The sequence below is a fragment of the Rhizobium ecuadorense genome (assembly GCF_001187535.1).
In the GTDB taxonomy this organism is placed as follows: domain Bacteria; phylum Pseudomonadota; class Alphaproteobacteria; order Rhizobiales; family Rhizobiaceae; genus Rhizobium; species Rhizobium ecuadorense.
The window spans coordinates 25,484-41,924 of sequence record NZ_LFIO01000886.1; the positions used below are offsets into that span (position 1 = coordinate 25,484).

The following is a 16,441-nucleotide window of genomic DNA, read 5'->3' on the forward strand; positions in this document are numbered from 1 at the left end:
AATAATTATTGCGTCACACGATCAGGAAATCACACAAGGGCGACATCCCGATCGGGCTGTGCGGCGGCAGGGGCGGTTGCTGCTTCAGCCAAAAAATGACGAAGTGACTCGACAATCCTGACGATGTCGAACTCTGTCATCTGGACATAAAGCGGCAGGATCAGCGTCTGCTGCTGCGCCGCTACGCTTCGCTTCAGGCTCGTGGCAAGGCGATGGGAGCCTTGGCTCGAATAAGCCCGCTCCAGATGAATGTTCATCACGCCGCGTCGGGTGGAAATCCCTTGATCGAGCAGCGCCTGCATGACCGCCTGCTGGCCGACAGCGTCAGGCAATCGTACACAAAAGCTCTGCCAGTTGCTGCGAGCCCAATCAGGCTCGACCGGCAGTCCCAGTCCAGGGATAGTGGACAGGCGCTCAAGATAGTGAGCGGCAAGCCGCCTGCGCTGCGCAATCAGCTCCGGCAGCCGGCGCAATTGCTCACGTCCGACGGCGGCCTGAAGGTCGGTCATGCGGTAGTTGTAGCCCAGCTCATCATAATTCTCGAAAATCACCTGCTTCGAGCCGTGGCGGACGGCGTCGGTGACACTCATGCCATGCTGGCGCCACAGCCGGAATTTCCGGTCATATTCGGGATTGGCTGTGGTCAACATGCCGCCATCGCCTGTGGTAACGACCTTCCTCGGATGGAAAGAGAAGCAGGCAATGTCACCATGCGGCTTGCCGATCTTTTCCCAGCGACCATCCCACCGGATTTCGCTTCCCGTCGCGCAGGCCGCATCTTCGATCACCGGGATCGAGTGACGCTTGCCGATCTCCACGATAGGTCGCAGATCACAAGGCATTCCCAGCTGATGCACGCACAGGATTGCCTTTGTGCGGGGCGTGATGGCCATTTCGATCAGGCTGGGATCGATGTTGTAACCATCAGCCTCGATGTCGACAAATACAGGCACCGCATTGCAATATCGAATAGCGTTCGCGGTTGCGATAAACGAATGGCTGACCGTAATGACCTCATCACCGGCGCCTATGCCGACCGCCATCAAGGCCAAATGCAGCGCCGTCGTGCAGTTGGAAACGGCACAGGCGTGTACCGCGCCGACAAAGGCCGCGAATTCACGCTCGAAGGCGGCAACTTCCGGCCCCTGCGTCACCCATCCTGACAGGATGACGCGGCGCACGGCCTCAGCCTCTTCTTCTCCGAGAACCGGCTTTGCGACCGGAATGACAGGTAGCGACGGGCTCATGCAGCTTGGCCTCCTGCTATAGCGGTATTCAGCCGCCACCATGTCACCAGGTCACGGAGCCCGTCCTCGATTGAAATATCGGCCTTGAAACCCAGGAGCCGTTCGGCCTTGCGTGTATCGGCCAGACGGCGGGTGACGCCGTTGACTGTCCGCGCCGGAAGATGCTGAGGCTCGAGCGACGACCCCATGATGCCACTCAAAGCCTGCGCGAGTTCCAGGAGGCTCGTCTCTTCGCCGCTGGCGACATTGAACACTTCGTCCGTGACATCGCTCATAGCGGCCAGCACGTTTGCCCGGGCGATGTCCCGGACATGCACGAAGTCCATGGTCTGACTGCCGTCTCCGTAGATAAGCGGCGGCATCCCAACCGCCAGACGTTCCATCCAGCGGATCAACACCTCGGTATAGGCGCCGTGAACGTCCATTCGCGGGCCGTAGACGTTGAAATATCGAAGTGCGACGTAACGCAGACCATACATTTCCGCAAAGCTGCGCAGCAGCCCCTCATTGAACGTCTTAGCCGCGCCGTAGATCGTGCGGTTGTTGTAGGGGTGATGCTCTTCGGTCGTCGGAAAACTCTCGGCCAGCCCCAGCACGGACGCGGAAGAGGCAGCGACCAGCTTCGACACACCCGCCTTGACGGCAGCTTCCAGAACGTTGAACGTGCCTTCCGCCAGCACATCGAAAGCCAGCCGTGGTTCTTCGGCGCATTGCGTAATGCGGATGGCCGCCTGATGGAAGACGATATCGACACCGTCGAAGGCTTTCGCCAGCAGCGCCCTGTCGCGGATATCTCCGTCGATGATGTTAAGGGGGGCGCTGCCGATTGCCGAGCTGAGATTGTCCCGGCGCCCGCGCACGAAATTGTCTAGGATGATGATCTCGCGAGGTTTTTCCAATGCGACAAGATCGGCAATATGCGAACCGATCAGACCGGCACCGCCGGTAATGAGTACCCGTTTGTTTCTCATGATCTTCCCTCACGCGATATGTTCGTCATCGGATCATTCTCCGAACGCCAACGTATGAATTTCGCAGGTACACCTGCGGCGACCGAAAACGGCTCGACGTCGGAAACGACAACTGCCCCCGCTCCAACGATCGCCCCCTTCCCGATGGTCACGCCGGGAAGAATGGTCGCATTCGTTCCGATATCGGCCTCTGCACAGATGCGTACCGGTTTGATTTCAAGATCCGTGCGGATGATCGGCACATCCACCGGCAGTGCCGTGTGGGTCGAGCCGAGCACCCTGGCGCCAGGTCCCCACCCGACAGAATCCTCGATCACCAGATCGCGAGCGTCGAAATAGGCCATCGGCCCGATCCAGACGTTGTCGCCGATCGTGCACCGGCCGTCGAAGCGTCCCTGGATATAGGCCTGAGCCCCGATGAACACCCCGTTGCCGATGTCGAACGTCTCCGGGTGTTTGAAGCCGGCGCCGCCTGCGACCTGCAATCCCGTGCCGCAGCTCCGCGTGATCGCTTGCCAAATGGCCTTGCGCATCATGGTGTCGACGACACCATCCCCCGTCGCGAAGCGACCGTAGAGTTCGATCAGGCCGGCGCGCCCGTAGGATTGCCTGAGTTCTTCGGCGAGCCCCGCCTGGTAGGATGGATCTGCCGGCCTTTCATGACGGCCGTGGACCGCCTGCACGACCCTAGCCTCGCCCGCACGCTCAACTGACATAGGCGTATTCCAGTGCTGCGGCCACCTGATCGACATGCCATGCGGGCATCTCGGGATAGATCGGCAGCGAGAGCACCTCCCGTGCGGCCGCTTCCGAGATTGGGAAATCGCCGGCCTGATGACCAAGGTCGGCATGGGCCTTCTGCAGGTGAACCGGGATCGGATAGTGCAGCCCGGACTGAATGCCTTCCGCACTCAGCATGCGCTGTAGCTCGTCGCGATCGCGGCTTCTGATGGCATAGACATGGTAGACGTGGCGCCGGTCGGCCTTCTCGACAGGCGTGGTCAGATGCGCCGAACCGCCAAGCAGCAACGAGTAGCGGCGGCCATGAACGCGACGCGCCTCGGTCCAGGCTTCGAGATGCCGGAGCTTGATGCGCAGGATCGCGCCTTGAATGGCATCCATCCGGTAATTGAAGCCCTTCAGCAGATGGTGATAACGCTGTTCCTGCCCCCAGTCGCGCAGCATGCGCATCGTCTTGGCCTGATCGTCGCTGTTGGTGACGACGATACCGCCCTCGCCGCAGGCGCCGAGGTTTTTGCCGGGATAGAAGCTGAAGCAGCCGGATGCGCCGATGCTGCCGGCGCGCGTGCCCTTATATTGCGCTCCGTGCGCCTGGCAGGCGTCCTCGATCACCGGAATCCGATAGTGGTCGGCAATCGCCTTGATCGCGTCCATATCGGCCATCTGACCGTAGAGATGGACGGGAACAATGGCCTTGGTTCGGGGTGTGATCTTTGCCTCGAGCTGAGCCGGATCCATCGTCAACGTCACAGGCTCGACATCGACGAATACCGGTCGTGCACCCGCGTAGCAGATCGCCGATACGGTGGCGACGAAGGTAAATGGCACGGTGATGACTTCATCGCCGGGGCCAACGCCTGCCGCGAGCAGCGACAGATGCAGGGCACTCGTCCCGGTGTTGACGGATATCGCATGTTTGACGTTGCAATAATCCGCGAATTCCTGCTCGAGGCGGGCGACCTCCTCGCCCAGTATGTATTGCCCCGAGGCGAGCACGCCGAGCACGGCGGCGTCGATTTCGCTCTTGATCGATTGATATTGTGCTTTGAGGTCCAGGAACGGGATCATGCGATGCGCCTCGCCTCTTCGAGCTCGATGATACGACCGCGCTGGGCAAGCGACCGGCTTGCGGCTTCCAGGATGCGAACGACACGCAAGCCGGCCTGGCCATCGGTAATGGGCCGCGAATTCTGCTCGATGCAATCGACGAACTGATCCAGTTCGCGTTTCAACGCCTCGGTCATATCGAGCTTGGGCGCCCACATGTCGCCGCTGCGGTAGCCGACCATCATCTGATGCACCTTCTCGCCATAGGCCTGAGAATTCGGGTTCAGCGTGATGCCCTTGTCGTAAACCTTGATCTTTTCGCTGGGCTCCAGATCGTCGTAGACGACCATCTTGTTGCTGCCGCCGATCAGCGTGCGGCGCACCTTGACCGGCGCCAGCCAGTTGACGTGGATGTGGGCGATAAGCTTGCTTTCGAAGAACAGCGTCAGATAGGCGATGTTCTCCGGCTCGCCGAGCACATGGCTCATGCCCGTCGCAGAAACAGCCACCGGCCTTTCATGCACAACGTGGTCCAGGATGGACAGGTCGTGCACCGCGAGGTCCCAGATGACGCTGACATCATGCTGGAAGAGCCCCAGATTGACCCGAACCGAGTCGTAGTAATACATGTCGCCCAAGCCGCTTTCGACCAGCTCGCGCATCTTGCGGACGGCGCCGGTGTGGACGAAGGTATGATCCACGGCCAGCACCAGGCGCCGGCGCGCGGCTTCCTCGACCATCCGCGCGGCTTCCTCCGTCGTCGATGCCATCGGCTTTTCGACGAAGACATGCTTTCCGGCCATCATCGCCTGCATCGCGAGCTTGAAGTGGGTCGAGACCGGCGTTGCGATGGCGATTGCATCCACTCTCGGATCGCGCAGAACTTCCTCGAAATTGTCGGTGATCGTTACTGCGGGATACCGGCTTTTAACAGCCGCCAACCGTTCGACATTCAGATCACAGACTGAAAGGAGCTGCGCGCCGGCCGCTTCCGAAATGTTACGAACCAGGTTCGGACCCCAATACCCATACCCAACGACAGCAATGCCGATCATCGCATTCCTCCCAACGCTTGCATGTCAACTGACCGGTCATGAACGCGACCGGTGATTCTCGCCGGAACGCCGGCGACAATGGCGCCGGCAGGCACATCCTTCGTTACGACGGCGCCGGCGCCGACCTGTGCGGCCTCTCCGATGGTCACGCCGGGCAGAATGGTGGCGTTGCTGCCGATCGAGGCATGCCGCTTGATCAGAGTGGGGATGACGACCCAGTCGGCCTCCGTCTGCAGACTGCCGTCCGAATTGACGGCGCGCGGGTAGGTATCATTGGTGAACATGACGCCGTGGCCGATAAAGACGCCGTCTTCCAGCGTCACGCCCTCACAGAGGAAGGAATGGCTGGAGATCTTGCAGTCTTTTCCGACGAGGACGTTTTTCTGGATTTCAACGAAGGTGCCGATGCGCGTTCCCGCGCCGATCGTACAGCCGTAGAGATTCACAAGATCCCGATGGTGGATAACGCAGCCCTCACCCAGGTTGACGTTCGATGCAATCATCCCAACTCGCCCCCTACGCTTCAACAGGCCCTGATGTGGGTGAAACCGGCCATCGCAAGAATGCATCCAAGGTTTCGTTTTGTCAGAGCAAATATTTCTTCCCCTTCAAAAAGAATTGTTTTCTTCATCTTAGTAAAGAAACAAAACGTTGAAGCTCATTCACCTAAAGGCGTATCTGCTTACGAAAATTGGATGACGATCGCATGCGAACGTCTATGACCATTGACCATCGGCAGCGACAGGCCACTCGCCGAGCGATCCTGAGCCCCCACGCCGAAGAGGGGCATAGTTTACATGGGCTTAGCGAGTTAAACTGAATATATGTAGCAACCTGATGGATTGATATACAAATGAATTAGCCACAGATCGATCAGTTTCAACGATGTAACCATTTGTATCTGTCCGTGGAACTTATGTGCTGGGGTAACCACTATTAATTAGTTTAACATCCTTGGAACTGTGGTATTAAATTAGCACTTCTGGTAATTAAACTCCCATATTTACAGAGGAGTTTGATATTCGACTTTGAAGTACCGCGTAGAAAAAGGCTGGGAGGATGGGGCGTTGGATACAATAAATATAAGCCACAGGCAGGAAAACATATCTCTTCCGTTGGAGATAGACCATGGTTCGACAGCGTTTGCCGGACCGTCAAAGTCAAAGCACTCGCTTGTCATTCTTGACAAGAGGGAACTCGATCGGCACTGCCTTGCGCAATGCATGGCCGCCCACACGGCGGATTTCGTGATTCTCGCGTTCGGATCGATTGAAGAGTGGAAGCAAAAGCGCGAAGAATATCCTCCGCTTTCGGCAATCCTCTTGAACGTCGGCGGCAAGACGGTCGACGACCCTGTCGTTTCGGAGCAGATCAAGAGTCTCTCGTCGGAATTCGTGTCGACACCGGTCATCATATTGTCCGATAGTGACGACTTCGCCCAGATCGTGAGGGCGATCGATTACGGCGCCAAGGGCTACATACCTGCCACCGTCAGCATTAGCGTCTGCATGGAGCTGATTGCGCTATCGGTAGCAGGAGGACTTTTCGTGCCGGCAAGCGCCCTGTTCGCCATGCGTCACTTGCTGCAGTCGAACAACCCGACGGCGCACCCGCTGGCCGGAATCTTCACGGACCGCCAGGCCGAAGTCGTAGCGGCACTGCGGCGTGGAAAGGCTAATAAGATCATTGCCTATGAGCTCAACCTGCGAGAAAGCACCGTCAAGGTGCATGTCCGCAACATCATGAAAAAGGTCAAGGCAACAAACAGGACGGAAGTCGTGTTCAAGCTCAACGACTTGTTCCAAAGTGGCATTCCGGCATGAGCGCAAATAAGGCCTGGGGCTGATCTTTAGTTGGTAGGGCAAATATTCTTCACTTCACAAGAGCAGCTGCCTTAAGCTGTCCTTGGCGGCGCAAACGCAATTGGGCGCCCAACAGCGAACTACGGCACTCAGGCCTTTGTCCAACGCGCCATTGCCCACGCGGTACATGCGGCTGTCATAGAAATGGTCCGCGGTATCGGGCAGGGACCGCGAGCGAAGCTCTGCTCGCCGATCACGACATCGAGTGCCGTTTGGGCCGGGCGATGGTCGACCATCGCCCGGCCAGTACCGCGGCCTCGCCTGCAACATCCCGTTTGTCTAGCGCCATCTTCCGAGCCTTGCCCCCCGGTGCGGCTGAAAATATCTTAACTCGGCGCAAAACAAGTATCCTCATGGCGTGCTCCGTGCCTTTTCCTCCTTGCCATGCCTTGCCCTTGCGCTTTCGCCGTTCGCTCACTCTTTTTGCGCGGCGTCGACTCGACGAAATAGCTCGCGTCGTTCGCGCCGCGCCTTCAGGAACCGGCGCGTGTCGGCTGCGAGGCTCCAAAATGGGGTCTTATAGATGGCGCGGCGCACCTGCCGGACCACGTTTCGCAGATAGTCGAGCTCTCCGGTTGACGGGACGTTCGGTCTCAAGGCAGTCAAGCCCGCCCGTGTCAGTGTGAACTCCGTCGCGTGGGCCAAGAGTTTTCTTACCGTCGCCACTGCGGCACGGCGCGATACCGCCGGTGCCCGTCCACTGCCCGCCGGAACGCTTCGGGAGGACCTCGGCTGGGAGAGCTCTGTCAGCAGGTCCGCCCATCCTCGTGCTTTCGTCACGACGAACCCATCGTGGATGCTCGGTCGCCTCGGCAGATCGTTCGCGGTTTTCGGCCCGGTGTGGGGCGGCGCAAAGAGGAGGCCACGAATGTAATCAAGCGCGGGATGGGACAGTCGCGGATACCAGTCCGCGAGGCGTCGGGCCTCGCCGTCCCGTCCGAGACGGGAAAGCGCAAAGAGATAAACGGCCCATTCGGCCGGGTCGGGATCCTGCGCGCCGTGGACGACGGTGATCGTTTCGATCAGGCGCCCAAGCCGGATGGCGGCCTCGGCCGGGTCGCCGCCCGCCAGATCGCAGAGCGCCAGGCCAAACAGGCCTTCCGGGAGATCGCCGACATAGGCGAGGCAGTCGGAAAACCCCTTACGCGCGGCTTCAAGCTCTCCGCGCAGGAGGCTGGCATATCCGTTCGCGAGCAGTGCGCGGTCGGCGCCGCGGCCGCTCCGCACCGGAAAGCGCGCCGCGGCCCGTTCGACCGCCACAACATTGCCGAACGGGCCCTCCTGCTCGATCCGGCGGCCTGGCGGCAAAGCCTTGTGCAGTTGAAACCACTGATGGATCTGCGGGCGATGTGCGATCGTGTGGCGGGAATGGACGAGATCGTGCCCGGCGGCGGTTATACGCCGGAGCCGGTCGCGATCCTGGATGAGGCTGTCGACAAGATCCAGCACGTCGCCACTGTCGGCGAAAATGCAATTCTCCATATGCACGAAGCCGGCCGCCTCGGCCATCGGTGTGCGTTCGGCGATCAGGCAGGATCCGGCGCCGGGGATCTCGAGATGCTTGCGCACGACCTCCCCTGCCATCGTCCCACACGAGGGAACGAAGAGGCTGGCGTTCAGCGTCCGAGCGTAGCGTTCGCCGGTGAGGGCCAGCGCGGCTCTGGCATCAGCGTAGGTGTGCGGCGGGCAGATGAGGCAGGGATAACTTTGTGAAAGCAGCGGGAAGACGCGCCGGCGCCAGGGATAGAGCGCGACCTGTGCGCCGGTCAGCATGATCGGGACGGACTTTTCCGCCCCATAATCGCGGAACACGACCGGGTCGATGAAGTTCGGCCATACGTAAAGCCCGTCCAGATTAGGTGGTAGGTAGTCGTGGACCGTCGTACAGATAGAGAAGCACACGCCGATCCCCCATCGATCCAGGTCCGACAGGATGCCCGCGCGCGTCCACGACCAAGAATCGGCGTTGAGGAGGCCGGCCTTCGGAACTTGCGGATGGGCCGATGCATTCCGAATGTCGATCCGATGCGAGACATTCAACTGGTAACCGAGCTCGAACAGCGTGAGGTCCGGCTCGTGACGGTCGCAGATCCGGCCATAGTCGCAATCCTCGTTGACGACTACGACCTCGAAATGCTGCTCTAGGCAGCGTACATGATCCAGCGTGTGCTGCATCATGTATTTTGCGTATCGAGAATACGGGCTGTGGTCCCACTGAAAGAAGACGAGCTTCGGCTTGCGATGATCGACGTTGCTGTTCATGTCTCTATCGTGTGGTTTCCTGAACAGGAAGGCTGACGGCCGGGGTAGGCAAATGCGTGTAAGCCGTCCGCCAGGACCGGGCGCCAGACGTGCTCTTGGCTCCGCCCGAAAGCTTCCACTCGAAATACGCGATGGTTTTCTCGAGCCCTTCTCGCAGATTCACCGTCGGCTGCCAGCCCAGGTCCTGCTGTGCGCGGCGGATGTCGGGCTTGCGCTGTGTCGGATCGTCAATCGGCAGAGGATTGTAAACGATGCTTGATTTCGATCCCGTCATCTCGATGACCATTTCGGCCAGTTCCCGAACCTGGAATTCTCCCGGGTTACCGAGATTGATCGGACCCGTAACGCCGGCCGGCGCCCCCATCAGGCGGATGAAGCCCTCGATCAGATCGTCGACATAGCAGAAGGAGCGCGTCTGCGTGCCGTTGCCGAAGATGGTGATCGGTTCGTTTTGAAGCGCCTGAACGATGAAGTTCGAGACGACGCGACCGTCATTGGTCTGCATGCGCGGCCCATAAGTATTGAAGATCCGCGCCACCCGGATTTCCACACCATATTGACGATGATAGTCGAAGAACAATGTTTCGGCACACCGCTTGCCTTCGTCATAACATGCCCGCGGGCCTATGGTATTGACGCTGCCTCGATACTCCTCGGGTTGAGGGTGGACTGCCGGATCACCATAAACTTCGCTGGTGGAGGCCTGGAAGATCTTCGCCTTGGTGCGCTTTGCCAAGCCGAGCATGTTGATGGCCCCGTGCACATTGGTCTTCACGGTCTGCACGGGGTCGTGCTGATAGTGAACCGGAGATGCCGGGCAGGCGAGGTTGTAGATCTCGTCGACCTCCACATAAAGCGGGAAGGTAATGTCGTGGCGAAGAATCTCAAAGCGCGGGTCATCGAGAAGGTGCAGCACATTGTCGCGCGAACCGGTGTAGTAATTGTCCACGCAAAGGACGTCGTTGCCCTCTCGCAAAAGCCTTTCGCACAGGAACGATCCCAGAAACCCGGTGCCGCCGGTAACCATAATTCGCTTGTGTCCGTGCATTGGTGTGCTCCGTTGTTGATGGTTGTCTCGTGGAAGCGAGGATGGTCAGCAGGCTCCCCTGCGCTTGAAGACCGCCGGGATCGTGCCGAGAAGAATTTGGCAGTCGAACCACAGGGACCGGTTGTCGATGTAGAACTCGTCGAGTTGCTGCTGCAGCTCGATATCCGCATCGCTTCGTTCGGATATCTGCCAAAGGCCCGTGAGCCCCGGCGTGACGGAACGGCGCTTGTTCCGAAATTCGCCGTCCATCGCCGAAAGGTGATATTCCGGGAACGGGCGTGGTCCCACAAAGGCCATCTCGCCCGCAATGATGTTCGCCAACTGCGGGAGCTCGTCGATGCTCGAAGAGCGCAGCATATGTCCTACAATCGGCAGGACCCGCGGATCGTCCTTGAGCTTGAAGTGGCTCAGCCACTCGGCGCGCATGGCAGGGTTGTCTCGGAATAGTGCTTCAAGGCGCTGTTCTGCATCCTGGTACATTGTCCTCAATTTCAGGACGTGCACCGGCTTGCCGGACCGCCCTTCCCTGGCATGCCGAAAGAAGACAGGACCTGGATCGATGGCATAGACTGCGGCCGCGGCAATCGCGATGAATGGCGCGACCACGATCGTTGCAGGGATGGCGATTGCGAGATCGAGGAACCGACGAACCGGATCCGAATTGAGCGAACGCCCCCCGGTGGTGAGGCGAATACCGATCTCTCCGCCGATATCCGCAGGTCGCAATCCGCTTACCTTGAGGCTCGGCGTGTCGGACAGCAATATGACTTCGGCGAACTTCCGACGTAGCGTCGCCAAGCCGGACACCAGCGAGTCCGTGTCGCCCGCAATCACGGCAATGCATGGCCCGCCACCCGGCAATGCCTCCGCAGTATCAGGGGAAAAGGGCTCCGGCCTGACGCCATACTGCCAGTGGTCGTTGAAATGTGCGACGAGCGCGGGAACAAGGTTGCATCCCCCGATGACAACCGCGCGCTCCCCCCAAATTCCAAGTCTCCAGCAAAGGCCCCGTGCAATCCAATGCACAAATGGCTGAACAATCAGCCCGAGACCGAGGAACACAACAATGGCAACCAGCAGTCGTGTCCCCTCCGGCAAGATAATTGCTCCGAATGCCGCCAGGACAGCCACTTTGACGGCAGCCATCGTGCGCCGCCGCAGATGTTCGTGGTCATGCAGCCGATATCCAGGATAGAGGCCGGCCGATGCGTAAAGAACAATCGCAGCCAGTGCGGCGACCGTGAACGCACGCTCCGCTATCGTACCCTCTGAACCACTGGGAAGAATGGACAGGAGAACGAAATAGACAATCAAATAGCTTGCAATGTCGCCGGCGACCAGGAAGGACGACGTTGCAAGCCGAGGAAGCCGGCGCTGCAGTGCGACGGGAATATTCAGCCCTGCCCGTACAAAGGCATCGGCGGTCTTGGCTGCGATGGGCGGCACGGACCCTGTCGGAATCGCCCGCGATGTCATGTCATTTGGTGTGGGTGCCTTCGATCGACCCGGTGTCGTCGCTGACGGCGCAAATGAGAACATGACGCTTTACCCCTCTACTGCATTTGTCCCGATGCACTCGATCCAGAAACGCCGTCTTCGATCGGAAACGTCCGAAGGCCCAGTCTCTGGAATGCTGTCAGTGAGATGAAGGTCGGCACGACGAGCGCATAGCGCCGCCACAGCCGTCGCGGCTCGCACAGCAGACGAAACACCCATTCGAAGCCGCTTCTTTGAATGAACCTTGGAGCCTGCCGCTTGAGGCCTGCGTGGAAATCGAACGCAGCTCCGACACCGATGAGCATCGATGCTTCCAGACGATCGCGCATGCGCGCCATCCAGAGTTCCTGCTTGGGACTGCTCAACCCGACCCAGATGATATCGGCGCCCGACCGATTGAGCCGGTCGGCAATATCCGCTTCCTCCTGCATCGACAGCTTGCGAAACGGCGGCGCATAGGAACCGACGATCCGCGCTTGCGGAAATTTTGCGAGAAGGCGCGCCTGCAGTTGTTCGAGCGTTTCAGCCGTTGCGCCATAAAGGAAGTGGCGCAAGCCCTTGGAACTGCCGGCGTCGAAAACGGATAACATCAGATCCGGTCCATAGACCCTGTCGCTCTCCGAATGACCGGCACGCTTCAATGCCCATACCAACGGCATTCCATCGGGGGTCACGAGGAACGCCCTGTTATGTATCGACCGCAGCTCGGGATCATCTTGACATCGGACGATGCCGTGTGCGTCGCGAACGCAGACATATTCCTTCCTGCCGTCTTCAATCGCTTCTTGAATATATCCAGTCGCGCTCTTGAGATTGACTGCCGAAACACGAACACCAAGGACATTCGTCCATCCTAAGGAGCCCTTGGGATGAAAGACCGAAGTTTGGCTGATGGCTGCTGGTTGCTTTCTCATGACCTGCTTTCGCGACCGAAACTGTCATCAGAATATCCCGGCAGACCGATTGTCTCCATACTTGCGGATCCAGCTATTGGACGTAGAAGAGCCTTCACATTTACGTCTTATGCCGCGATGACGTACAATATTCGAAGTAAGTCTACATACCCCCACGACTTGCAACGTTGCTCTTTTTGATGACCGTTGTCCCGAAATAGCGGTTTGACCCTCGCAGCGCCGGAGAGGATATTCGCTGTCGCGCAACCAAAGCTGGTAGTTTAACCGTGAATAAGCCGGGAGAGAGACTATCTCCAGGATCAGAATGAAGACGCGCCGGCGGCGTTGAAGGTGCTACCGAAATCTCATCTCAAAGGCCTGGTAAAGAGTATGCCGGAGAAGAGCCTGGGCGTACGGGCGGGCGATGCCATCATCTTCGATGTGCGGATCGAACATGCCGGGCAGATGCCGACGTTGGTCGACAGGAGTCTGCGCAGGATCTTCGATCGGGTCTTGGCCGCGGCTTCACCTGGACGCTCAAAAGGCCTTCACTTTGACGCGATCGATCATCCGACGGACCAGCAGGGGGCCCGACCGCGTCGCGGTTTTCATGACCTTTGGTCCGTCTGAGCCGTGGACCCATTCCTATGCCGAGGAAGGCTGCAATCGCCATCCTGAAGTTCGGGGAACGCTCAGTGCAGAGGTGCTGAGACAACTCGCGGCCAATAATCGCCCCGACCATTATCGGGGAGTCTGGCTCGCTCCACAAGATCTCCAGGATGACGCCGAAGACAAGATCGAGTTACTCGGGCGGCGCGACTACGCTTCCGGTGTCCGCCCCAGCCTTCTGAAGATCCCCCAGACTGCCAAATTCTCCCGAACCCATGATCTTCGGATGTATTCGGAAACTCTCTCCGTTCAAATTGCCGATGTAGCGATTACCGGCGAATTGCACGTATCCAGGCCCGTGGTCAGGAGCGTAGACGTAGGCTGCGAGCCCGTTGCTACTGTCGATCGACACGATATTGCTCTCGATACGATTGGGGCGTGCCCATGGCGGACGCCAACCTCTGCCGGTCGCGTCGTCAACGCGAAAAGCGGCGCCCGATCCGTGTGTGATGACGTTTCCCGTCACCAGGTTGCTCCAGCCACCGTTGATGCCGATCGCCGATACGTTGTCCGAGAGCGTATTTCCTTCGATGCGCACACCACTGGCCTTGCCATCGGTGTAGATCGCCCAACTGATGGGTGTTGGCCATTCATTGGTATTTTCATATCCGGAAGGCCAAAACGTCCCATCGACCCGGTTCATCAGTTGAACTGTCCCGGTGACCAGATTGTAGCGGATGCTGCTGTTCATCAGGTCCGCCTGCTCGCCCATCAGCTTGATGGCACCGCCATCTGCCGTCTGCTGATTGGCATTGCGGATCTCGTTATGTTCGATGACGGCGTCGTGGACTGCGTCTTGCGCGCCCCATAGCGAGCCGCCAGCGATACCGAACTGCGCAGTATTTTCGACCAGGTTATCGGCGATCCTGATACCGTCAGTCGCCTGGAACCATATTCCGGCGGTTTCAAAGTAGACCCTTCCGATGTCATGGATATGGTTCGACAGGATCCTGGCACCGTTGGATTTGCCGAAGGTGCCATAGGTTGTGCCGATGTAAATCCCGTTGCCAGCCACGTCTCCGATCACATTGCCGGCAATGACAACATCCTCGCTTTCACTCACGTGGATGCCGACACCGACATTTTCCACGACGTTGCCGAGCAGCCTGACGCGGTCCGCGTGCTCGAGCCGTATGGCGCCAAACCCTCTGGTGTCGTTATAAAACTTACTGCTCCCCAGCGGAGCTCCATCACGAAACTGGAGTCCCGACACAACCATGCCATCGGCCCCCTCCAGCTTGAAGAATGTCGGCAGGACGGCGGCGACAACCGCGGAATTCGGGGACAGTCGGTCGGCAGGAATGTAGACGAGTTGCCCCGCAACGGCGTCATACCACCATTCCCCAGGGGCATCGAGCAAGGCCGCTCCCCCGGTCAAGAAATAGCGGCTGCCTTCCGCGGTGAAAAAATAGCTGGTACCTTTGGTATGAACAGTCCGGGTCGCCGCATCGACCGAAACCACCGGGAGCGTGTCACTACCCCATTGGCTTCCCGGCTGGAAGCCGCCGACTATGTGGACGACAAGCCCCTTTGGATCTCCCAGCGTCGGAAGATCGCCAGCACGGAAGCAAAAACGTGTGTTGCCTTGCCAAACATCCTTGTCCTGCCCGCACTTGGCCGCGAACAACCATCCCTTACGCGGATCTCCGTCAAGGGGTGCGTTGGGAAAGCGGGCCCGAGGCTGGAGGATCCCATTGACGAAAAGATCGCCCACCGCCGCCTCAGGCAGCAACCTCAGCGGTGCCGTCCAGCGGCCGTCGGCCTGAGGCGCCCAGTTCCGCACAAGCGGGCCACCGTGCAAAACCGGCGTCTCGTTACACCGCGCTGTGATGATCAGGCCTGCATCGCGAGTGTCGAAGACGATTGGGTGAGCGAGATAGTAGTCCCCATTGCCCATCGCAATTGTGCTTTGGCCACGCTTGGCGCGCGCAGCATCACGCGCCCTTTCGATGCTGGCAAAAGGACCGTCCGTGTGCCGGGGATTTGGGTTGGAGAGACGGCCGCTCCAGCTGTCTTTACCGTCAGGAGAAACGTAGAAGATTGCTTGAGACGAGGATGGGCTGGGCACCAGGTCGCTCAAGGAAGTCCCACTCAGCTTGGCGGGCAAGGTCGTCGCCCCCGAAGCTTCCACGCAAGTCGCTTCCCGGATCGTTCGATACATCAGGTCGGGCGCATCGGCGTCCAACCCCACGGATGCCGATGCGCCTGGCTGCGGAAAAAACACGGCAAGCAAAATGCTCGAGATCAGTGCGAAGCGCGGCTTCATCGTATCTGCAACTCCGCTGCTGTGCTGCATAAAGACCTCCGGGACGGAGGGCCGGGGCGGGTAGACACCACGGGCGCGTAAAGCGAGAACATGATGATGGCCGTGGTGAACAGGATGAAGATGGCATCGTTCTGGACGAAAAATATGCTTTCGGTCAGGTTCATCACCAAAATCATGATCGTGAAGACATTTAACCAGAGCCAGCCATATTGCGGATCACGGCATTGAAGAACCGCGCCTTGGCGCACTGCGCGGAGAAGTATCAGGACGAACAGGCTCATTCCAATTATTCCGAAGCTCAACATAGTGTCGCGAAATCCATTATGGGCGTGGGGGGCCATCCATTGGATTTTTGACCAGATAACCCACGCTTCGGGATTCGCTTCTGTCCAAAACGCCTGGTAGCCGAAGCCGAGCACCAGATGATCGGCTATCTGACGATCGACCAGCTCCCACAACGGCACTCGGCCCGTCAAAGTGGCATCCTTGCCAAGCGCCTCCAGAAAGGGCACCAGAAATTCGTGGAGCAAAATAAGCAGGCCGACCGACATTTGAACGAACAGCAGGACGATGACGATGCGGCTCATGCCGGGGGTTCTCTGCAAGATGGAATAGAACCCGATCAAGCAATATGCCGATATCGTCGCAATGATCGCGGTCATCGATCCGGAAGCGACAAGACAGACCACACCCGCTGACAGCAAAGCGAAAGCGGTTCGGCGTAGGCCTAAGGTGCTGTCAAACAGCACCGCAGTGGCCAGCAGTACCATGAGGCTGGCATACCAACCGAGACTGTTCTTGTGGATGAAGATACCCCGCATTTGGTCATCCGAGGGCATGCGGGCGAGATGCGGTGATACCGCGAAAATGCCCAGGCTGAGGA

Annotated in this window: 14 protein-coding genes; 2 read left to right on the forward strand and 12 right to left on the reverse strand. The window is 59.0% G+C overall.

Annotated features, from left to right (window positions below; genetic code table 11):
- Positions 1-29 precede the first annotated feature (29 nt).
- Genes AF337_RS15560 through AF337_RS15585 form a run of 6 tightly spaced genes read right to left on the reverse strand, consistent with a single transcriptional unit; the run spans position 30 to position 5,564 of the window.
- Positions 30-1,247 carry a DegT/DnrJ/EryC1/StrS family aminotransferase gene (locus AF337_RS15560; protein WP_049732744.1) on the reverse strand — a complete coding sequence of 406 codons (1,218 nt, stop codon included), beginning with the start codon at positions 1,245-1,247 and terminating at the stop codon, positions 30-32.
- Positions 1,244-2,218: an NAD-dependent epimerase/dehydratase family protein gene (locus AF337_RS15565; RefSeq protein ID WP_049732745.1), complete on the reverse strand. Its 975-nt coding sequence runs from the start codon at positions 2,216-2,218 to the stop codon at positions 1,244-1,246. The genes AF337_RS15560 and AF337_RS15565 overlap by 4 nt, the downstream gene beginning before the upstream one ends.
- Entirely contained in the window at positions 2,215-2,934 is a 720-nt protein-coding gene (locus AF337_RS15570; RefSeq protein ID WP_049732746.1) for an acyltransferase, read from the reverse strand. Before AF337_RS15570 ends, AF337_RS15565 begins: the two co-directional genes overlap by 4 nt.
- Complete coding sequence (locus AF337_RS15575; RefSeq protein ID WP_049732747.1) at positions 2,924-4,027, reverse strand: DegT/DnrJ/EryC1/StrS family aminotransferase; 1,104 nt, start codon at positions 4,025-4,027, stop codon at positions 2,924-2,926. Before AF337_RS15575 ends, AF337_RS15570 begins: the two co-directional genes overlap by 11 nt.
- Positions 4,024-5,061, reverse strand: coding sequence for a Gfo/Idh/MocA family protein (locus tag AF337_RS15580; protein WP_049732748.1), 1,038 nt, complete (start codon positions 5,059-5,061; stop codon positions 4,024-4,026). The genes AF337_RS15575 and AF337_RS15580 overlap by 4 nt, the downstream gene beginning before the upstream one ends.
- Positions 5,058-5,564 carry an acyltransferase gene (locus AF337_RS15585; RefSeq protein WP_049732749.1) on the reverse strand — a complete coding sequence of 169 codons (507 nt, stop codon included), beginning with the start codon at positions 5,562-5,564 and terminating at the stop codon, positions 5,058-5,060. The genes AF337_RS15580 and AF337_RS15585 overlap by 4 nt, the downstream gene beginning before the upstream one ends.
- A gap of 564 nt (positions 5,565-6,128) precedes the next feature.
- Here AF337_RS15585 and AF337_RS15590 point away from each other — a divergent pair.
- Positions 6,129-6,884, forward strand: coding sequence for a response regulator transcription factor (locus tag AF337_RS15590; RefSeq protein ID WP_049732757.1), 756 nt, complete (start codon positions 6,129-6,131; stop codon positions 6,882-6,884).
- 453 nt (positions 6,885-7,337) lie between these two features.
- Here AF337_RS15590 and AF337_RS15595 read toward each other — a convergent pair whose 3' ends face one another.
- Genes AF337_RS15595 through AF337_RS15610 form a run of 4 tightly spaced genes read right to left on the reverse strand, consistent with a single transcriptional unit; the run spans position 7,338 to position 12,644 of the window.
- Entirely contained in the window at positions 7,338-9,185 is a 1,848-nt protein-coding gene (locus AF337_RS15595) for a glycosyltransferase (RefSeq protein WP_049732750.1), read from the reverse strand.
- A 4-nt stretch (positions 9,186-9,189) separates the two neighbouring features.
- A complete protein-coding gene (locus AF337_RS15600) occupies positions 9,190-10,233 on the reverse strand; it encodes a UDP-glucuronic acid decarboxylase family protein (protein ID WP_049732751.1) in 1,044 nt (347 codons plus the stop codon).
- 45 nt (positions 10,234-10,278) lie between these two features.
- A complete protein-coding gene (locus AF337_RS15605; protein WP_049732752.1) occupies positions 10,279-11,772 on the reverse strand; it encodes a sugar transferase in 1,494 nt (497 codons plus the stop codon).
- 14 nt (positions 11,773-11,786) lie between these two features.
- Entirely contained in the window at positions 11,787-12,644 is an 858-nt protein-coding gene (locus tag AF337_RS15610) for a WecB/TagA/CpsF family glycosyltransferase (protein WP_049732753.1), read from the reverse strand.
- Between the two features lie 369 nt (positions 12,645-13,013).
- On the opposite strand from AF337_RS15610, the gene AF337_RS45430 reads away from it, so the two are divergent.
- Complete coding sequence (locus AF337_RS45430; RefSeq protein ID WP_049732754.1) at positions 13,014-13,253, forward strand: hypothetical protein; 240 nt, start codon at positions 13,014-13,016, stop codon at positions 13,251-13,253.
- Positions 13,254-13,425: 172 nt separating this feature from the next.
- On the opposite strand, the gene AF337_RS15620 is transcribed toward AF337_RS45430, so the two are convergent.
- Together AF337_RS15620 and AF337_RS15625 are read right to left on the reverse strand one after the other, a co-directional pair.
- Positions 13,426-15,558, reverse strand: a complete 2,133-nt coding sequence (locus tag AF337_RS15620) for a right-handed parallel beta-helix repeat-containing protein (protein WP_049732755.1) — start codon at positions 15,556-15,558, stop codon at positions 13,426-13,428.
- Positions 15,555-16,441: O-antigen ligase family protein (locus tag AF337_RS15625; protein ID WP_049732756.1), on the reverse strand; the 887-nt coding region annotated here is incomplete at its 5' end. The genes AF337_RS15625 and AF337_RS15620, both read right to left, overlap by 4 nt.

Excerpts from the sequence above, each read along its gene's own strand:
- AF337_RS45430 (WP_049732754.1), top strand. The coding sequence starts at position 13,014 with ATGCCGGAGAAGAGCCTGGGCGTACGGGCGGGCGATGCCATCATCTTC.
- AF337_RS15595 (WP_049732750.1), bottom strand. The coding sequence starts at position 9,185 with ATGAACAGCAACGTCGATCATCGCAAGCCGAAGCTCGTCTTCTTTCAG.
- AF337_RS15620 (WP_049732755.1), bottom strand. The coding sequence starts at position 15,558 with ATGAAGCCGCGCTTCGCACTGATCTCGAGCATTTTGCTTGCCGTGTTT.
- AF337_RS15575 (WP_049732747.1), bottom strand. The coding sequence starts at position 4,027 with ATGATCCCGTTCCTGGACCTCAAAGCACAATATCAATCGATCAAGAGC.
- AF337_RS15610 (WP_049732753.1), bottom strand. The coding sequence starts at position 12,644 with ATGAGAAAGCAACCAGCAGCCATCAGCCAAACTTCGGTCTTTCATCCC.
- AF337_RS15605 (WP_049732752.1), bottom strand. The coding sequence starts at position 11,772 with ATGTTCTCATTTGCGCCGTCAGCGACGACACCGGGTCGATCGAAGGCA.
- AF337_RS15580 (WP_049732748.1), bottom strand. The coding sequence starts at position 5,061 with ATGATCGGCATTGCTGTCGTTGGGTATGGGTATTGGGGTCCGAACCTG.
- AF337_RS15570 (WP_049732746.1), bottom strand. The coding sequence starts at position 2,934 with ATGTCAGTTGAGCGTGCGGGCGAGGCTAGGGTCGTGCAGGCGGTCCAC.
- AF337_RS15585 (WP_049732749.1), bottom strand. The coding sequence starts at position 5,564 with ATGATTGCATCGAACGTCAACCTGGGTGAGGGCTGCGTTATCCACCAT.
- AF337_RS15565 (WP_049732745.1), bottom strand. The coding sequence starts at position 2,218 with ATGAGAAACAAACGGGTACTCATTACCGGCGGTGCCGGTCTGATCGGT.
- AF337_RS15600 (WP_049732751.1), bottom strand. The coding sequence starts at position 10,233 with ATGCACGGACACAAGCGAATTATGGTTACCGGCGGCACCGGGTTTCTG.
- AF337_RS15560 (WP_049732744.1), bottom strand. The coding sequence starts at position 1,247 with ATGAGCCCGTCGCTACCTGTCATTCCGGTCGCAAAGCCGGTTCTCGGA.